Genomic DNA, 16,014 nt, shown 5'->3' with positions numbered 1-16,014 from the left:
TTTTTTTTATATGTATAAACAGAATGCTCAAGGCGCTGAAGAGCTCTGTTCCGGGGGCACGGGGACAGGTTCCTCGTTCCGAATAAACGTTCGAAATAATTATTAATGTGTAAAAATAATATAAGTTACGATTAGAGAGTGTTTATTCTATGTATTGTTTTTATAATAAGTATTTGTAACAATTGGAAGTGTAACTAACTATGGAACTGTTAAATTTAAAAACAAATTATTAGGATTAAGTAATCTATAAAAAAGAAATCATGGAGGCATTCTAAGTGCGTATTTTTAATACAGATCGACCCAAAGTTACAGTTGAAAGGTTGAAGAAATCAGTGTTCGAACGATTTCTATCCATAGTAAGTATCTTATTATTTGTGGGGAGTGTAGTTTTTCTTTTTGTGATGTTGAGTGAATTGCCAGGTCAGGTTCCTGCCCATTTTGGCATCACTGGTGAGGTAACCCGACATGGCTCCAAATGAAAACTCATTAAATGTAACAAATGCGATAAAAGAGGTAGGCACAATAAAGAGTAATTAAGCTAAGGGGTGCGAGTGTTCAATAAGGGCAGTCGTTTCTTGTGCTAACGAGCAGAAGAGTTGAAGAAGGAATTTAAATTACACCTTAAAATAGAACAAAAAAATTGTTAAGGTTTTACCTAAGTAGTATATGTGGAGAGGATGTAGTGAATAAAAAGCAAAAGATATTATTTAGAATTTCGATTGCTCTAAACATCTTATTAGTTATTGTATTGGCGTGGGGATATATAAAGATAAATTTTGCTTCTGAACAGATATTTATTACAGAGGTACAAGATAATTTAGTCGAATTAGAAGGTTTAATTGCACATCAAATTGAAAATGATTGGTCAGAACCTAACTTGGTAACTGTAAAAGTCGGGGAAGTAATGACTGGTCTTTGGTTAGGTATGCAAACGGGCGAAAACTTATATTCAGTTTCCAGTAAAGATAAGCAACTCCTTAATAATTTTATCATCAATTAAAAGCACAGTATCCCTATGATAAACAATATAGTTTTGCAGATGTTTCTGAACAAAATATTAAACATTTCATTGAGTTACGAGAGTTTCTTCGTGATGTAAGTTTAGGTATGAATATTCAAAGAAGTAATGATAAAACTTCTTTTATGGATAAAGTAAAATCCTTAGTAGAACAAATCGAAGTACAACAGCAAATGGAATAAGTTATTTTCTTCTTCAGCAAATGGAAGCGATATCAGAACAGGGCTGTCGCTTCCTCAACTATTGAAGCAGGTTACGTAAACATTAGTAACTTCCATTGTGAGAGGAGAGGATTTTGAAATGAACATTTTCTTTGATGTTTCATGGCAATTATTTCATTTCCTTCTTATAGGAATTTTGATAATTGGCGTAACAGTTATGTTAAGATACTTCATAAAAAATAAATTCGTTTTACTTGGCGTGATGGTCACTTTAATTCTCGGAACCATTTTTGTTATCGACCAAACGAAATATACAACGTTCAAGGAGTTATTTTCAGAACACTTAAATGAAGAAAACGAGGTTAGAAGTATATCAATAGCGGTTAATGATTTATCTGGAGATAGACCTGAAACAGTGGCACGTACAACTATTGATGATGATTCACTCATTAATGATATATTGAAAGATTTTGAAGAAATAAAACTTAAAAAGGATGAGGATGTCCGTTTTCTTAGTAGGAGGTATACAATAGGGATTACGGCTAATAAAGAGATAAGAGAGAACTTTTCAAAAACAACTACTAAGTATATTGAAATTGATGATAAGTATCTTGATGAATATAGAATTATTACTAATGCTAATCACTTAAAGACTATTGAATCACTTGTTGAATAAGAATATAGAGATAAACAAAGTTTAATTTATTTATGTGTTTTTTGAAGTAACGGAGAGTGATTACTTAATAATACGAGTAGTCACTTCTTGTGCTAACGGTGCAGTAGAGTTGAAAAAAATGTACGGAGGGGGGGGAGTGCCTATGTTCAATTTTACATTATTACTTGCAGTTTTAGGAATTGGATTCCTATTTGAGAAAGTTGTAGAGAAAAAGTTTCAGATGGAGGACGATGTAATTTCAGAAACCAATAAGGGTTATGAGATATATGTATATGGAAAATGGACCATTGGACTACTCATGATTGCTTATGCTTTCATAATATTAAATTGGTGGTCAGACTATTATAATGGGTGGTTGTCTGTCTTTATAATTATTACAATTTTATATGGTTTTGAAGCAATAATGAGACGTATATACCTTAAGCACTCTAAAGCGTATCTTGTGCCACTTATTTCCTTACTACCTTGGTATATATTTATAATGGTCTTATCTATATTAATATAAAAAAATAAGTTAGCTCCATTTTGTTGTCGATGTGGCGGCTCCTATTGTTTATTGTGTTAACGAGCAGAAAGTTAAAGAAGAAAAACGTTAAAGACAAGACATATGTTAGGTAATTGGATTTTGAAAGAGGGGTCTTATGTTTAAAAAAATATTGGGATTTTTACTGTTAACAGTCTTTCTTGCAGCATGTGGAAGTGAAGCTAAGGAAGAAAAATTTTATTTCTTCGCAACATCCGAAAATTGGGACGCGGAAATGGAAGCAACACAATATCCTCCTCCTGAAGATAATATAGATATCCATATGAAGTTCATTTATACAGGAGAGGAACAGGAGATTGAACAAGAAATCACCTATGAACATACTATTGAGTGGAAAGGTGATGGTCCGTCCATTGTCTCAAATAGTGAATATTTGCCTACTGAAGAAAACCCATATCAGGTACAGTTAGCAGATACAGGGCTTTTAGGAGGCTACGAAGTTGGTTTTAAATGGATTACGCACATTCATTGGTTAGAAGATGGAAATGAAATGACTGAAGAATTAACATTTGAAGAGATGTAAGATATTGTTCAACTAACGGAAGCCTTACTTCCAAAAGCAGGAAGTAAGGTGTTTTCTGTTGAACTTAAAATAGGGTTACAAGAAATATTGGTTATTAGTGTAGGGGTTATGATTAGTTAAATATGAAATCAACAAGCAAGATTAAGCTATTATATAAAATATTACACTCGCCTGATTTATTAAAGAGTAAAAATTCAAGGGAGGAAATGGTATGAGTATTCAGTTTGACGTAAAAAAAACCTTTAATGTTCCGAGAGAAAAGGTATACCAAGGCTTGTTGGATTTGGATTCAGCAAAGCATTGGATGCAAGGATTGGTTCGAATGGAGCGATTGGATGAAGGCCCTATGAAAGTTGGCAGTAGATGGAAAGAAACAAGGAAAATGATGGGGCAAGAAGCAATGGAACTATTTGAAGTAACTGGTCTTGAGCCTGATAAAATTCAACTTTTTGTAGACGGTTCAAAAGGGACAAGTGGTAAAGGGGAACATTTTTATACATATTCAATTAAAGAATTGGGAAATTCAACAGAGGTTACTTTACACGGTGAAATTAAAGGGCTGACTGGAATAGCAAAACTAGTTAGTAAACTGATGACAGGCACATTCAAAAAAATTTGTGCCAAGGATTTGGATGGGTTGAAGAATTATTTGGAGAAATGAAAAAGTGAAAGGATATTAGGGTGTATATGATAAATGAAACTATAGTTACTCAAGTAGCTGGTGCATTCATTTATCAAGGGATTCTTTTTCTATGTAAATAAAGGAGAAACTAATGTTAACCTAAAGGAGCAATTTGTTGAATAAGCTAATACCCTTCATAAAGCTTATGAAAGTCAAACCAATCCATAAAAGCATGGGAAAAGGTCTTCATAAAGCTGATGAAGACCTAAACAGTCTGGAAAAGCATGAGGGAAAATTTTCATAAGCCGCTGAAGACCCAAACAGACAAAAAAGCCATAGGAAGAAGTACTTCATACAAACCAATATGAATTATTCTTGTTGGAGATAATAGCATCTTCAAGTAACGGGAGCGATTGTTCAATAAGAGCGATCGCTTCTTGTGCTTACGAAGTTAATTCAACAACTAATAGATTGCAAATCAGACTTTAAATTGGTATTAAAGGGTGCTTTTCTTGCATAAAACAGGGACGCATTATCTGTTTGCGCGCCACTTAAGGAAATTAATATTAAAATCAAAACGACGGTTATTTAAGCAACGAGCAGGTGTTTAGCTTAATAAGATTATCCATATTATGGTAGAGTTGAAGTAACTAGTATTTTTATTTGGAGGGATGAAAATGAAGGTTAATTTCGGCAATGTCGCAAAAAATTACGCCAGATTTAGAAACGATTTACCTATCGAGCTATTGGAAAGTTTAAAACTTAGAGGCATTAATTTTAACAATAAAAATGTGGCAGATTTAGGTTCTGGAACTGGTGTACTAAGTAGAGCATTATACAGGGAAGGAGCAGTTGTTGTTGGTGTAGAACCATCTAATGAGTTAATTCAAGAAGCTAAAGAAATTGATAAAAATGAAGGATATATGATTAAGTATGTTCATGCCTTTTCGGAATCTACAACCTTGTTGGAAGATACATATGATTATATTACTGTGTTAAGAGCTTGGCATTGGTTTGATAGTGATAAAACTCTTACTGAAATTAAAAGGATTTTGAAGGACAATGGCTCGTTGATTGTTATGGATTCAGGGTTTCTTTCTAAAAATAAAGTTATAGTCGATACGCTTGAAATTATTAAAGGACATATGCCAAACGGGAAGTTGAAATCTGCAGGTTCAAAGGCTAATTCAAAGCAGGTGATTAACGGATTTCCAGTAGAGTGGTTTAAAGAATGGCAAGAACATCAATTTGACTTACAAGAAACTTATAAGTTTACCTACAACGTAACTTTTACAAATGAAGAATGGTGCGGAAGAGTAGGTTCACTATCGTGGCTATCTGGTTTTGATGAAAATGAGAGAAATAAGATACTCGATAAAATTTATAGCCACTTAAATAAAGAGTTTAAGGGCATCAAACATAATATCCTACATGGTTGCTATATTACAGTATTAAGTCGCCTCTAAGCAGCTCTACCTCAATAGATTTCTTCAACGGAGTGCTTTACGAAAGAACTGGAGCTGTCAAGAGTTTATTTCAAAATCACCGTTGAAGAAGTAAGGATATGATTAAAAGCTAATTCGATACTCAGGAGGTGCATGATGAGAATTATTAGGGATACAGGTAGAAGCTTTGATTTAGATAGTTTTCTTTCTATACCATTAGTAGCTCTTTTATCGACGGCGGCAGAAGATTCACCAAGAGATTCCCCCGTTTGGTTTTATTGGCAAGATGAAAAAATTTGGATAATAGGTACTGCTGCAGATACATTTCCTGATAGAATAAGGAAAAATCCAAAATGTGCTATTGGAATAGTTGATTTCAACCAGCATACTGGCCTGTTTTTACATGCAGGATTTAGAGGGACAGCAATTGTCAAGCCTTTTAATAAGATAATAGCTAATCAGTTACTTTTTCGATATTTGGGACCAGAAATCGAAAAATGGGACCCACGTTTTAAAGGTTTAGATGATAGTAATGTTTTAATATGCTTTTCACCTGAAACAGTAGTAGTTCGTGACCAATCGTATGTTCTTCCTGAAAGTGACAAAAAGTACGATAGCTTAAAAGAATAGTCCCTTATTGTAACGGATGCTTAAAGGGCATTGTTAAACTTTTCTTAATAGGAAGGAAGGCTGAAAACATGGGAATCAGAGTAAGTAAAAAAGTAGAAATTGATAAAATGCTAGATATATGGTATGAAGGTTCATTAATAGCACATGAATTTATTAATAAGGACTATTGGAAATCTCAGCGAAATGAGATGAAAGACAAATATTTTCCATAGTCTGAAAACTATGTTATATACAATGAAAAAGAAGTCGCGGGCTTCATCTCAATGGTAGATAACTATTTGGCTGCATTATTTATTGATAGTAAGTATCAAGGTAAAGGATATGGAAAAGAATTAATAAACTTTATAAAAGAAAAAAGGAAAAATATACAATTGAAAGTTTACAAGAAAAACGATGAAGCAGTTAATTTTTATTTGAGAAATGGTTTTGTAAAAAAAGAAGAATTATTGGATGAACAGACTGCGTTCAACGGCTGTGCTGTTGAACGCCAATCCTTTACCTTATGGTGAAATATCTTGGGGATGGGGGAATATAATTGATTGGGATAATGCAATGGATAGCGCTATATTTTATGCCTTTTCTTTGTATAGCCTTTGTTTTAAGTAGTGTAAATTTAGCTAAAAAAATAAAAAATGGTGATGAAGATACAGGAAGTAATACGGCTTGGGTTACAGTTACTTTTACTCTCATAATATACTCATTAGTTAGTGTAATGATTTGATGGCTTATTAAAATCACGGGAGTGTTACTTGAACATCAGTAACGACGTTTTTGATTAAGTGTTAAGTTTAGTAAGAATTTTTGGAGGTGAAAGCTTTGAGATTGCCGCATTGTTGGAATTGTAACAATCTATTTAAATATCGTGAATTATTCTTTTTTCTTAAATCAAAACAATGCTCAAAATGTGGTAAGCAAAATTATGTAACAGCTAAAAGGAGATTAAGAAATGCTTGGTCATCTCCTTTTGTAGTTATTTTAATGTTTTCAGGTTTTTATTTATTCAATATGACTATACCAATAGCTATTTTATATGGAATATTTATTATATTTATAGGAATGCTTATTGGTCCATTCACTTATGAATTTACTGGTAGTGATGAAGCACTTTTTGATTAATGGGAGCGATAGCGAAACAAAGCTGTCGCTTCTTTAACTATTGAAGCAGAAGAGTTGAAAAGTTTGTAAGGAGGGGGGGAGTGCCTAATGTTCAGTGTAACATTATTACTTGCAGTTTTAGGAATAGGATTCCTATTTGAGAAGGTTGTAAAGAAAAAGTTTCAAATGGAGGCGATGTGATTTCAGAAACCAATAAGGGTTATGAGGTATACGTATATGGTAATTGGATCATTGCAATATTCGTGATTGCTTATTTTTTCATTATGTTAAATTGGTGGGCAGACTATTATAATGGATGGTTTTCTGTCTTTATAATTATTACAATTGTATATGGTTTTGAAGCGTATATACCTTAAGCACTCTAAAGCTTATCTTGTCCCACTTATTTCCTTACTACCTTGGTATATATTTATAATGTTCTCATCTATATTTATATAAAAAAATAAGTTAGATCCAATTTGTTGTCACTTAACATCTTCAACAAACGGGAGCGTTAGTGGAAAGCAGTCTAGTTATAGAAGCCAATATTATAAATGTTTTAGTGGTTACCCTAAAGGAGCAAAGTGTAAATAAGCTAATACCCTTCATAAAGCTGATGAAGGCCAAACCAGTCCAAAAAAGCATGGGAAAAAGTCTTCATAAAGCTGATGAAGACCTAAACAGCCTGAAAAGCATGAGGAAAAATCTTCATAAGGCCGATGAAGACCCAAACAGACAAAAAAAGCATAGGAAAAAGTACTTCATACAAACCAATATGAATTATTCTTGTTGGAGATAATAGCATCTTCAAGTAATCTGCGTTAGTTCAACAACACCCAACTCTGTTGGCGTGGTAAATGAGGTCATTTGTAGTGCAAAAAAGGATAGGTAAAGCAGATATTCTCACTGCTCTCCCATCCTTTTACTTTTACCCTTTATAATGTGTGACATTTTATATATTGACTAGTAATGTGTGTAAGAGGCTTTATTTTAATTTAAAAGTTTAGCTTAAAACACTACCCTGTAAATACCTCTCCATCTGGGTAACGGATGCTTGATTTTTGAGCTCTCGCTAATGAGAAAGCCAATGTTAATGGCCCGATTCGTCCAATAAACATTAAAATAATAATAATTTGTTTTCCTAAAGGAGATAGTTCTCCTGTTAACCCCATCGATAATCCAACTGTACCAAATGCAGAAAAAGCTTCAAAAACAATCATAATAAATGGAGCATTTTCTGTAACAGACAAAGCTAGAATGGTAAAGAATATAGCAAACAAACTAATCACAACAATTGCTAATGAGCGGATGATCATTTGAAGTCTAATTGTGCGTTCAAACGCTACAGTATCATTTTTTCCTCTTAAGAATGTGATAACAGCCAGGACAATGACAATAAATGTTGTCAATTTGATTCCACTGCCTGTGGAAGCACTTCCTGCGCCGATGAACATTAGCAGTAATAAAAAGACAATTGATCCAGAAGTCATGCTGCCAATATCTATTGAATTAAATCCAGCCGTTCTAGGTGTAACTGCTTGGAAGTAAGAAGCCCAAAGCTTATCCATGAGATCTAGGGTACCTAAAGTAGCTGGGTTGGTGTATTCTAGTGTGAAAAGCAACAGCATAGCAACAACATTAATGACTAATGTGCCAACTAACATTAATTTCGAATGTAAGGATAGTCGATGAAACTCTTTTGTATGCCATAAGTCAGACAAAACAGTAAAACCAATCCCGCCTGTAATAAATAGTAATGTAATAATAATGTTTACAGCAGGGTCTCCAACGTATCCCATTAAGCTATCAGACCAAAGCGAAAATCCAGCGTTATTAAATGCAGAAATTGCATGAAAAATACTTGTATAGATGCCAAATGCCCAACCGTACTCTGGAACCCAACGAATGGAGAGTAATATAACAGCAATCAATTCCATTAAAACAGCGAAAATAAATAAAATTTTTACGAGACGTATGACGCCACCAATGGAAGTTTGATTTAAAGCTTCCTGTACTAACATTCGTTCTTTTAACCCAATTTTTTTCCCTAATACGACGACAATTAATACTGCAAACGTCATTAATCCTAATCCGCCTATTTGAATTAGTATCATAATCACCACTTGTCCAAATACCGTAAAAGCTGTTCCCGTGTCTACAACTACAAGACCTGTAACGGTTGTGGCCGATGTTGCTGTAAATAATGCATCGATCCAGGCAATTGGCTCTGTTGTTGCAAAAGGAAGTTTTAATAAAAGTGTCCCAATCACAATAGCAAGAAAAAAGCTAAGAGCCAACGTTTGAGGAGGGGATAAGTGAATTCGCTTATGTAAAATACCTTTTTTAGGAAAGGACATGGTCACATACCTTCTTCCTCAAACCGTTTTAAATCTCTTTTATGTCCAATTACGATAAGGACATCATTTACATAAATCATATCATCTGGCAGAGGAGATACATTAATCTCTTCTCCGTGCTTTACGGCCAAGATTGTACAACCAAACCTAGCACGAACATCTAAATCAATAATCGATCGGTTATGCACTTTGTTTGTTGCTAATAATTCAACAATGCTATATTCATCAGATAACTCAATATAATCAACAATCTTTTCTGAGGTTAAATGTTGGGCAATCCTGATACCCATATCATGTTCAGGGTGAATAATTCGATCGGCACCTATCTTTTCTAGTACCTTATGATGATAGGCATTTTGCGCTTTAACCCATACGTTCTCAACTTCCATTTCTTTGAGGACAAGCGTAGTCAATATACTTGATTGAATATTGTCCCCGATTGCGACGATCACGTACTCAAAGTTCCGAATTCCTAGAGATTGCAATGCCTTCTCATCAGTCGAGTCCGCAATAACAGAGTGGGTAGAGTGTTGGGCAAACTCAGTTACCTTTTGTTCTCTAATATCAATTGCTAATACCTGATGACCCATTCTATATAGCTCTTTACAAACACTTCCTCCGAATCGGCCTAAGCCAATAACGGCAAATTGTTTCTTCTTATCTGCCATTTTTCTCCACCTCTTTTTTGCAAAATAAAATAGACCATCACAAAGAATGGTCCAAAACAGACCCTTCTCTCCAAATAAAACGCTGACGAGGTTAGCTGTCGGATTAGGGACTGAGAGTATCCCCTCTTACTAAGTAAGATTCACCCCAAGATGGAAAAATACCCATCAAAGTTGGTTCCCCCGCTCAAAAAGATTAAGCGACTAAAGGTACTACATATGAAAATTTACAAAAAGAAAAGACCATCACAAAGAATGGCCTATAACGACCCTCCTCTCAAAATAACGCTGACGAGGTTAGCTGTCGGATTAGGGACAGAGAGTATCCCCTCTTACTAAGTAAGATTCACCCCAAGATGGAATTCCATCAAAGTTGGTTCCCCCGCTCGAAAAGATTAAGCGACTAAAAGGTAAATTATTAAATTTACTAATAGAGAATTTACTCCTGTTTAATTAGATTGTCAATACATTTTGTGGAAATTTCAAATCCTTAATTTTTCTGGCTTCCATATTATTCTTGATTTTATGAATGTCTACGCCACTCTTCGCCTGGCAGGGTAGCTTAATAAAAATTATCGTCTTTCTCTAGTTGAAGTAACAGGAGCTTAGTGAAAGAAGAGCATAGTTTACCTCTAATAGCAAGGGCTTAGGTGAAAAAATAAAATAATAATAATGAGCATGAAAAAAAAGGAATTTTGCTAGTAGTATTTAATATTTACTTGGTAACGAATAATTACAATTAATTGTCTTAAGATTTGCGGAGGTGGAAAAATGAAAGCGTTATTTATTGGAGGGACGGGAACGATTAGTTCTGCTATTACGAAGCAGCTAGTAGAAAAGGGATGTGAGCTCTACCTTCTGAATAGGGGGAATCGAAAGGACCGCTTGCCAGAAGGGGCAAACTTACTTCAAGCTGATATAAATGATGAAGAACATGTCTCCAAACTGATTGAAGATTTAGAGTTTGATGTCGTTGCTGATTTCATCGCGTTTGAAACGGCACAGCTTGAAAGAGATTATCGCTTATTTAAGGGGAAAACGAAACAATTTATTTTTATTAGCTCTGCTTCTGCATACCAAACTCCTTTGTCCGACTATCGAATTACAGAAGGAACGCCATTATCAAATCCATATTGGCAATATTCGAGAAATAAGATTGCCTGTGAAGAGTATTTGCTGAAGCTCTATCGAGAGGAAGACTTTCCGATTACGATTGTAAGACCAAGTCACACCTATGATGAACTTTCGATTCCACTTGGAGTACATGGAAGCAAGGGCACATGGCAGGTAGCAAAACGAATGTTGGAGAATAAACCCGTTATCATTCATGGTGATGGTACATCCTTGTGGACGATGACACACAATAGTGATTTTGCTAAAGGCTTTATTGGCTTGATGGGCAATATTCATGCAATCGGTGAATCTGTTCATATCACTTCAGATGAAAGTCTTACCTGGAATCAAATTTACGAAACAATCGCAGACGCACTCGGAGTAAAACTTAATGCAATCCATGTGTCATCAGAATTTTTGGACGCATGCAGTAAGGAGGATTACAGGGGTGGATTATTAGGGGATAAGGCGAATACTGTCGTTTTCGATAATTCTAAACTAAAAAGACTTGTTCCCGATTTTGTTGCTACGACCCGAATTGACCAAGGGATTAGGCAAACGGTCGAATACATATTAGCTCATCCTGAACTACAAATACCAGATGAGGAATTTGACAATTGGTGTGACAGGGTTGTTGACGTATTAAATTCGGCATTAAAGACTATCAATGAATAGATTCTTAAAAAAGATGTTCTTTCAAAATGGACATGAAAAAATGTTTACTAATATTTTATTTTTGTAAAAAGAAAATGGCTTCTGGCTGCAAGAGTGGAAAAGGGTTGCTGGTGACAGTAGCTCTATTCTTGTTTAAAGTAATAAAATAGTTGAAGAAGGGTGGGAAATATGTGTTATGTTTATAGAACTAATTAAATCAAATACATTCATTTTCCTTACTAGAGGAGGTCTCAATGTAGTAAAACTGTAACTCAAACTACTTTGATTAATTAATTTAAATAATCTCTAGGTGTACCATAGTAAATTGTGTGATTGAATTCTGGATAAATGGATGTGTACATAATGTAAATTGGCGCGTTTAGCAGTGTCGGGTAATTTGTTAAAAATTTTTTGTCACCGTAAAACATTCCTTTTAAAGCTGTACTCATTTCTTTTCGAAAGATGTTATAGCGAAATTTGGACTGTTCTTTCGTAAATTGTCCTTCATCAACGTGAGCTTTTCCTACGATACTTACTCTATTTAACTGATCTATTTGCCATTCTGCTAGAACTTCATCACGCATATCCCAATCGATCGCTTTGTAATTATAATTAGTACCTATATCTAAAAATAGTTCACCTGTTATATCTGAGTGAGTTAAGGTGTATTTACGTCCTTGAATAGGTTGCACAAAAGTAGCAGGTGGGATTAGATTAGTCGTTAATTTTTGTGGGTCAAACATGGATAATCAAGTTGCCTCCTTTATGGTACAAGCAAGGTATATATTTTTCTATATAGTCTATGCTTCAGTACAATCACAAGACTGGGTATATGTGCATAGAGGTTATTAAGTAATTAAGGATGTTGAAATTAAGGGGGCTTATTTAAGTAGGAGATTATGGTTATTGTATAAATTTAGAAATATATGGGAGTTAATATATGAAGAAAATATGTTTACTGTTAATTTTAGCTTTAGTCCTAAGTGCCTGCCAATCTGTCCACGAGGAAATGACAGTTTTAGATAATATTTCGGGAATCTCTATTTCTAAATCTGGGGGTTATGGAGCTATAAATGATGATTTTTTTATGAGTATCAGTGAAGAGAAAGTAATAAATGATTTTGAAGAGGTTTTAAAAAGAGCGACTGGTCAGAAACACGATATAATTGTATCTGATGAAAAACCTTACTATGATTTATTAGTTAGCTATGAAGACGGTAGTACACATCTTTTGCATCTTATTCTTGGAAGTGAAGGACAAGAGAGTATTTTTATGTATGTCGGACACGAAAAAAATGGATTTTATGTCTCTACTGAAGATACAAAGATATTAAGAGATATTTTAAAACTTCAATAAAACTGTTCAACAAAAGGGTGTATTATTAAATATTGAACTAACATAAAAAGGAAACTAATGTTAACCTAAAGGTGCTAAGTGTTAAATTAGCTAATACCCATCATAAAGCTTATGAAGGCCAAATCAGTCCAGAAAAGCATGTGAAAAGGTCTTCATAATACTTATGAAGACCTAAACAGCCTGGAAAAGCGTGAGGAAAAGTCTTCATAACGCCGATGACGACCTAAACAGACTAAAAAGCATAGTAAAAAGTACTTTATACAAACCAATATTTATAGCCGCTCATAGATTTTATGAAAAAATGGGTTTATAAGTATAGGTCTTGATGATTTGCCTAAGAAATTTCCATTATTACAGGTTGATAAAAAGTTCTATAAGTATGTGCTTGAATAAATAAAAAGAATTAAGCTGCATAACGATCTTCCACAATCGTGCGCTCTTCCTTAATGAATAGGGCCATTTAATGGGACAACGCTTTGGTAGTTTAATTGGATATTTATGTTAAAATAATTAGAGATTGCGAAGGGTTGTACTTAAAGTAACGAAGCAGCATTGAAGAAGAGAAACATGAAAAAGGGGGATAAAATGATACGTACATATAGATTAGAAGATCAAGATTACATAGTAAATTCTCACTATGATTTATACAATAAAGAATTTGGATACGATTTAACTTTTCGAGAATTTATAGAAGAAAGTGTTAGAGGGTTTATTGAACGGGCAGACTCTTCCGAAAACATTTTCATTTTAGAGATTGGTGGGAAACAAAGTGGTTCCGTAAGTCTTAAAAAGGTTAATGACAATACTGCACAATTGGGTTTATTTCTAGTTGAACCGAATGTTCGAGGTACTGGATATGGACAGAAGTTAGTCGAAACAGCTATTAACTTTAGCAAAGAAAATGGATTTAAGAGTATTATTCTCTGGACTAATAGCGAACTAAAAGCAGCAAGGCGAATTTACGAGAGGTTTGGTTTTGAGTTAAAGAAAACTCAAACTCAAATACTTTCCAATAAAGAGCTTATCGAAGAGAAATGGGAGTTACTACATGGAAAATACTCTGCAACATAAAAAAGTGAAATCTTATTTAAAGGTATTATTGTTGGTCTTAACAATATTATCGACGAGCTTTGTCATCTGGGCAGGTTTTACTGGTAGAGAGTCTATTTTCCCGTTCCTACTATGCCTAACACTGTTTCTGTCTATAAGTAATTTACAGCTTGATAATGAAAATATTGAAAGACAGAAGTTTTATAGAATTTTATTTGTTGTGTCAGGTTTGTCAGTTATATTAGCGGTTTTAAACATAATTGTTGGAGTATAGATAGTGAAAATGGAAAAATCTTATTAAGCTAAAGGGAGCGTTTCTGAAATAAGGGACGCTTTTCTTATGCCAGTAAAAAGGAAACTAATCTTAACCTAAAGGAGCAAATTGTTAAATAAGCTAATACCCTTCATAAAGCTGATGAAGGCCAAACCAGTATAGAAAAGCATGGAAAAAGGTTTTCATAAAGATGATGAAGACCTAAACAGCCTGGAAAAGCATGAGGAAAAGTCTTCATAAAGCCGATGTAGACTTAAACTGACTAAATGGCATAGGAAAAAGTACTTCATACAAACCAATATAAATTATTCTTGTTGGAGATAACAGCGAAAATATCAAGATTGTTGGTTGAGTGAATATCATAAATGAAATAATTTTTTCTTCAACAAACGGAGAGCATTTAAACAACAGGAACAGTCTTAGATCAGGTTATTCCTGTTTATGTTTATTCAACTATTATTATTAGCCAAAGGAATAGCAGGTTAGTTATTACTATATTATCTGAATTCATATAGATTATGCTTTTTACTGTTCCGCTATCGGATGCGTTGATTTAACAAGGTCAGCGCACTTCTTGTTGTGCTAACGAAGCAGAAGATCTGAGAAGGAATTATTAAATTCAAAGTTGAAAACATTATTAAAAACTATGAGGGAGTGTTAATGTGAATAACTCAAAAGTGGAAATAAAAGAACTAACAGACAAAGAACAATGGTTAGAATCCTTTTCGATTATGAATCAGTTGCGCACCGATTTGACTCAAAAGACATATCTGGAGTTACTTGAAGAAATGAGGAAAGATGGATATTCTTTATTTGCTCTATATAAAGATAATCGAATGGTATCCTTAGCTGGATTGAGTTGGAGAGTTAACTTTTATAATAAACGTCACGTTTTTATATATGACTTGGTAACAGATACAGCATACAGATCAAAGGGATATGGAGATAAATTACTAAGTTATATACATGATTGGGCAAAGGGAATTGGTGCTGAATATGTTGCATTAGAATCTGGGATCCAGAGAAACAATGCTCACCGTTTTTACGAAGATAAATTTGATTATGATAAATGGTGCTATTCATTTAGAAAAATGTTGTGAATAAAATTAGGAGTAAATAATAACTGCTAATGGGGAGGATCATGGAAGACTTAATGTTGCGGTAATTATTAATGGCTTCCTCTTTTGAAATGTTATGATATATTCAGGAATAGGACTTATGAAGGATGTGTGTGGTGTGTTGATTGCAGCTAGATTGTTATCGTTGCACCATACATGGAAAATATCAAAGGAGGCAAAACAGAATGAAAATCATTGTTACTAGTATATTCGTAGAAGACCAAGACAAGGCACTGGAGTTTTATTCAAAAACGCTGGGATTTGTTAAAAAGCAGGACGTTCCCGCCGGAGAATTTAGGTGGATAACGCTTGTTTCTCCAGATGAACAAGGCGGTACTGAGCTTTTGCTCGAACCGAATGCCCATCCAGCCGCTAAAGAGTATCAAAAGAAGATATTTGCCGATGGCATTCCAGCAACAATGTTTGGCGTTGCAGATATTCACAAAGAGTATAAACGATTAATGGAAAAAGGTGTGAAATTTACTATGGAGCCGACAGAAATGGGCGAAGTCACAATAGCTGTTTTCGACGATACATGCGGCAACCTTATTCAGATAGCGCAGAAGTAACTTTATGCCAAAATAGATGCAACTTAGTTCTGAATGACTTTATTGTTATGTTTTTTAGTTTGGTGAGATGTTTTTTCAAAAATTAAAATCTCTGCTAGCAGGAGATGGGGATATAATTTATACAGCATATTTGGGAGCATCTC

The 16,014-nt window shown here is 34.2% G+C and carries 21 protein-coding genes and 2 riboswitches; of the genes, 18 read left to right on the top strand and 3 right to left on the bottom strand.

All coding sequences use genetic code 11. The features are described 5' to 3' along the window. Positions 1 to 275: 275 nt before the first annotated feature. The 13 genes from MF646_RS23555 (at position 276) to MF646_RS20900 (ending at position 7,091) form a co-directional block, all read left to right on the top strand. On the top strand, positions 276 to 479 hold the full coding sequence (locus tag MF646_RS23555; RefSeq protein ID WP_420842557.1) for a DUF1648 domain-containing protein: 204 nt from the start codon (positions 276 to 278) through the stop codon (positions 477 to 479). A 203-nt stretch (positions 480 to 682) separates the two neighbouring features. Beyond that, a complete protein-coding gene (locus MF646_RS20955; RefSeq protein ID WP_250098452.1) occupies positions 683 to 1,000 on the top strand; it encodes a hypothetical protein in 318 nt (105 codons plus the stop codon). 318 nt (positions 1,001 to 1,318) lie between these two features. Then, a complete protein-coding gene (locus tag MF646_RS20950; protein ID WP_250098451.1) occupies positions 1,319 to 1,855 on the top strand; it encodes a hypothetical protein in 537 nt (178 codons plus the stop codon). Between the two features lie 142 nt (positions 1,856 to 1,997). After that, entirely contained in the window at positions 1,998 to 2,360 is a 363-nt protein-coding gene (locus MF646_RS20945; protein ID WP_250098453.1) for a DUF4181 domain-containing protein, read from the top strand. 136 nt (positions 2,361 to 2,496) lie between these two features. Next, positions 2,497 to 2,922 (top strand): hypothetical protein, encoded by a 426-nt coding sequence (locus MF646_RS20940; RefSeq protein WP_250098450.1) that lies wholly within the window; start codon positions 2,497 to 2,499, stop codon positions 2,920 to 2,922. 211 nt (positions 2,923 to 3,133) lie between these two features. Continuing rightward, positions 3,134 to 3,583, top strand: coding sequence for an SRPBCC family protein (locus MF646_RS20935; protein ID WP_250098449.1), 450 nt, complete (start codon positions 3,134 to 3,136; stop codon positions 3,581 to 3,583). A gap of 638 nt (positions 3,584 to 4,221) precedes the next feature. Then, positions 4,222 to 5,010, top strand: a complete 789-nt coding sequence (locus MF646_RS20930) for a class I SAM-dependent methyltransferase (RefSeq protein WP_250098448.1) — start codon at positions 4,222 to 4,224, stop codon at positions 5,008 to 5,010. Between the two features lie 135 nt (positions 5,011 to 5,145). Beyond that, positions 5,146 to 5,619: a pyridoxamine 5'-phosphate oxidase family protein gene (locus MF646_RS20925; protein ID WP_250098447.1), complete on the top strand. Its 474-nt coding sequence runs from the start codon at positions 5,146 to 5,148 to the stop codon at positions 5,617 to 5,619. 68 nt (positions 5,620 to 5,687) lie between these two features. Then, positions 5,688 to 5,831, top strand: a complete 144-nt coding sequence (locus MF646_RS20920; RefSeq protein ID WP_250098446.1) for a GNAT family protein — start codon at positions 5,688 to 5,690, stop codon at positions 5,829 to 5,831. 15 nt (positions 5,832 to 5,846) lie between these two features. Next, a complete protein-coding gene (locus MF646_RS20915; protein WP_338035523.1) occupies positions 5,847 to 6,128 on the top strand; it encodes a GNAT family N-acetyltransferase in 282 nt (93 codons plus the stop codon). A 26-nt stretch (positions 6,129 to 6,154) separates the two neighbouring features. Then, complete coding sequence (locus MF646_RS20910; RefSeq protein WP_250098444.1) at positions 6,155 to 6,340, top strand: hypothetical protein; 186 nt, start codon at positions 6,155 to 6,157, stop codon at positions 6,338 to 6,340. A 95-nt stretch (positions 6,341 to 6,435) separates the two neighbouring features. Continuing rightward, complete coding sequence (locus MF646_RS20905; protein ID WP_250098443.1) at positions 6,436 to 6,735, top strand: TIGR04104 family putative zinc finger protein; 300 nt, start codon at positions 6,436 to 6,438, stop codon at positions 6,733 to 6,735. Between the two features lie 176 nt (positions 6,736 to 6,911). Then, the gene (locus tag MF646_RS20900; protein WP_250098442.1) at positions 6,912 to 7,091 is read left to right on the top strand and encodes a hypothetical protein; all 180 of its coding nucleotides are present in this window, start codon (positions 6,912 to 6,914) and stop codon (positions 7,089 to 7,091) included. 639 nt (positions 7,092 to 7,730) lie between these two features. Here the strand turns inward: MF646_RS20900 and MF646_RS20895 are convergent. After that, positions 7,731 to 9,071 (bottom strand): TrkH family potassium uptake protein, encoded by a 1,341-nt coding sequence (locus MF646_RS20895; RefSeq protein WP_250098441.1) that lies wholly within the window; start codon positions 9,069 to 9,071, stop codon positions 7,731 to 7,733. Between the two features lie 2 nt (positions 9,072 to 9,073). Further along, positions 9,074 to 9,739 carry a potassium channel family protein gene (locus tag MF646_RS20890; protein WP_250098440.1) on the bottom strand — a complete coding sequence of 222 codons (666 nt, stop codon included), beginning with the start codon at positions 9,737 to 9,739 and terminating at the stop codon, positions 9,074 to 9,076. A 64-nt stretch (positions 9,740 to 9,803) separates the two neighbouring features. After that, a riboswitch (cyclic di-AMP (ydaO/yuaA leader) is annotated at positions 9,804 to 9,949 on the bottom strand. Between the two features lie 56 nt (positions 9,950 to 10,005). Further along, a riboswitch (cyclic di-AMP (ydaO/yuaA leader) is annotated at positions 10,006 to 10,148 on the bottom strand. A gap of 359 nt (positions 10,149 to 10,507) precedes the next feature. Here MF646_RS20890 and MF646_RS20885 point away from each other — a divergent pair. After that, complete coding sequence (locus MF646_RS20885; protein ID WP_250098439.1) at positions 10,508 to 11,524, top strand: SDR family oxidoreductase; 1,017 nt, start codon at positions 10,508 to 10,510, stop codon at positions 11,522 to 11,524. A gap of 269 nt (positions 11,525 to 11,793) precedes the next feature. Here MF646_RS20885 and MF646_RS20880 read toward each other — a convergent pair whose 3' ends face one another. Beyond that, positions 11,794 to 12,246, bottom strand: coding sequence for a staygreen family protein (locus tag MF646_RS20880; RefSeq protein ID WP_250098438.1), 453 nt, complete (start codon positions 12,244 to 12,246; stop codon positions 11,794 to 11,796). A 197-nt stretch (positions 12,247 to 12,443) separates the two neighbouring features. Here MF646_RS20880 and MF646_RS20875 point away from each other — a divergent pair, with 197 nt between their 5' ends. The 4 genes from MF646_RS20875 to MF646_RS20855 all read left to right on the top strand — a co-directional run bounded on the left by MF646_RS20875 (position 12,444) and on the right by MF646_RS20855 (position 15,871). Next, entirely contained in the window at positions 12,444 to 12,860 is a 417-nt protein-coding gene (locus MF646_RS20875) for a YhfM domain-containing protein (RefSeq protein WP_250098437.1), read from the top strand. A 585-nt stretch (positions 12,861 to 13,445) separates the two neighbouring features. Beyond that, entirely contained in the window at positions 13,446 to 13,931 is a 486-nt protein-coding gene (locus MF646_RS20865) for a GNAT family N-acetyltransferase (protein ID WP_250098436.1), read from the top strand. 915 nt (positions 13,932 to 14,846) lie between these two features. Beyond that, positions 14,847 to 15,284, top strand: a complete 438-nt coding sequence (locus tag MF646_RS20860) for a GNAT family N-acetyltransferase (RefSeq protein WP_250098435.1) — start codon at positions 14,847 to 14,849, stop codon at positions 15,282 to 15,284. 203 nt (positions 15,285 to 15,487) lie between these two features. After that, a complete protein-coding gene (locus MF646_RS20855; protein WP_250098434.1) occupies positions 15,488 to 15,871 on the top strand; it encodes a VOC family protein in 384 nt (127 codons plus the stop codon). Positions 15,872 to 16,014 lie beyond the last annotated feature (143 nt).

The sequence above is a fragment of the Halalkalibacter alkaliphilus genome (assembly GCF_023555415.1).
In the GTDB taxonomy this organism is placed as follows: domain Bacteria; phylum Bacillota; class Bacilli; order Bacillales; family Bacillaceae_D; genus Halalkalibacter; species Halalkalibacter alkaliphilus.
This window is presented reverse-complemented; position numbering and strand designations above follow the sequence as displayed.

Bases quoted from the DNA above. Each gene is read 5' to 3' on its own strand.
- MF646_RS20865 (WP_250098436.1), top strand. From the start codon at position 13,446: ATGATACGTACATATAGATTAGAAGATCAAGATTACATAGTAAATTCT.
- MF646_RS20940 (WP_250098450.1), top strand. From the start codon at position 2,497: ATGTTTAAAAAAATATTGGGATTTTTACTGTTAACAGTCTTTCTTGCA.
- MF646_RS20855 (WP_250098434.1), top strand. From the start codon at position 15,488: ATGAAAATCATTGTTACTAGTATATTCGTAGAAGACCAAGACAAGGCA.
- MF646_RS20935 (WP_250098449.1), top strand. From the start codon at position 3,134: ATGAGTATTCAGTTTGACGTAAAAAAAACCTTTAATGTTCCGAGAGAA.
- MF646_RS20945 (WP_250098453.1), top strand. From the start codon at position 1,998: ATGTTCAATTTTACATTATTACTTGCAGTTTTAGGAATTGGATTCCTA.
- MF646_RS20920 (WP_250098446.1), top strand. From the start codon at position 5,688: ATGGGAATCAGAGTAAGTAAAAAAGTAGAAATTGATAAAATGCTAGAT.
- MF646_RS20925 (WP_250098447.1), top strand. From the start codon at position 5,146: ATGAGAATTATTAGGGATACAGGTAGAAGCTTTGATTTAGATAGTTTT.
- MF646_RS20880 (WP_250098438.1), bottom strand. From the start codon at position 12,246: ATGTTTGACCCACAAAAATTAACGACTAATCTAATCCCACCTGCTACT.
- MF646_RS20950 (WP_250098451.1), top strand. From the start codon at position 1,319: ATGAACATTTTCTTTGATGTTTCATGGCAATTATTTCATTTCCTTCTT.
- MF646_RS20875 (WP_250098437.1), top strand. From the start codon at position 12,444: ATGAAGAAAATATGTTTACTGTTAATTTTAGCTTTAGTCCTAAGTGCC.
- MF646_RS20930 (WP_250098448.1), top strand. From the start codon at position 4,222: ATGAAGGTTAATTTCGGCAATGTCGCAAAAAATTACGCCAGATTTAGA.
- MF646_RS20890 (WP_250098440.1), bottom strand. From the start codon at position 9,739: ATGGCAGATAAGAAGAAACAATTTGCCGTTATTGGCTTAGGCCGATTC.
- MF646_RS20885 (WP_250098439.1), top strand. From the start codon at position 10,508: ATGAAAGCGTTATTTATTGGAGGGACGGGAACGATTAGTTCTGCTATT.
- MF646_RS20895 (WP_250098441.1), bottom strand. From the start codon at position 9,071: ATGTCCTTTCCTAAAAAAGGTATTTTACATAAGCGAATTCACTTATCC.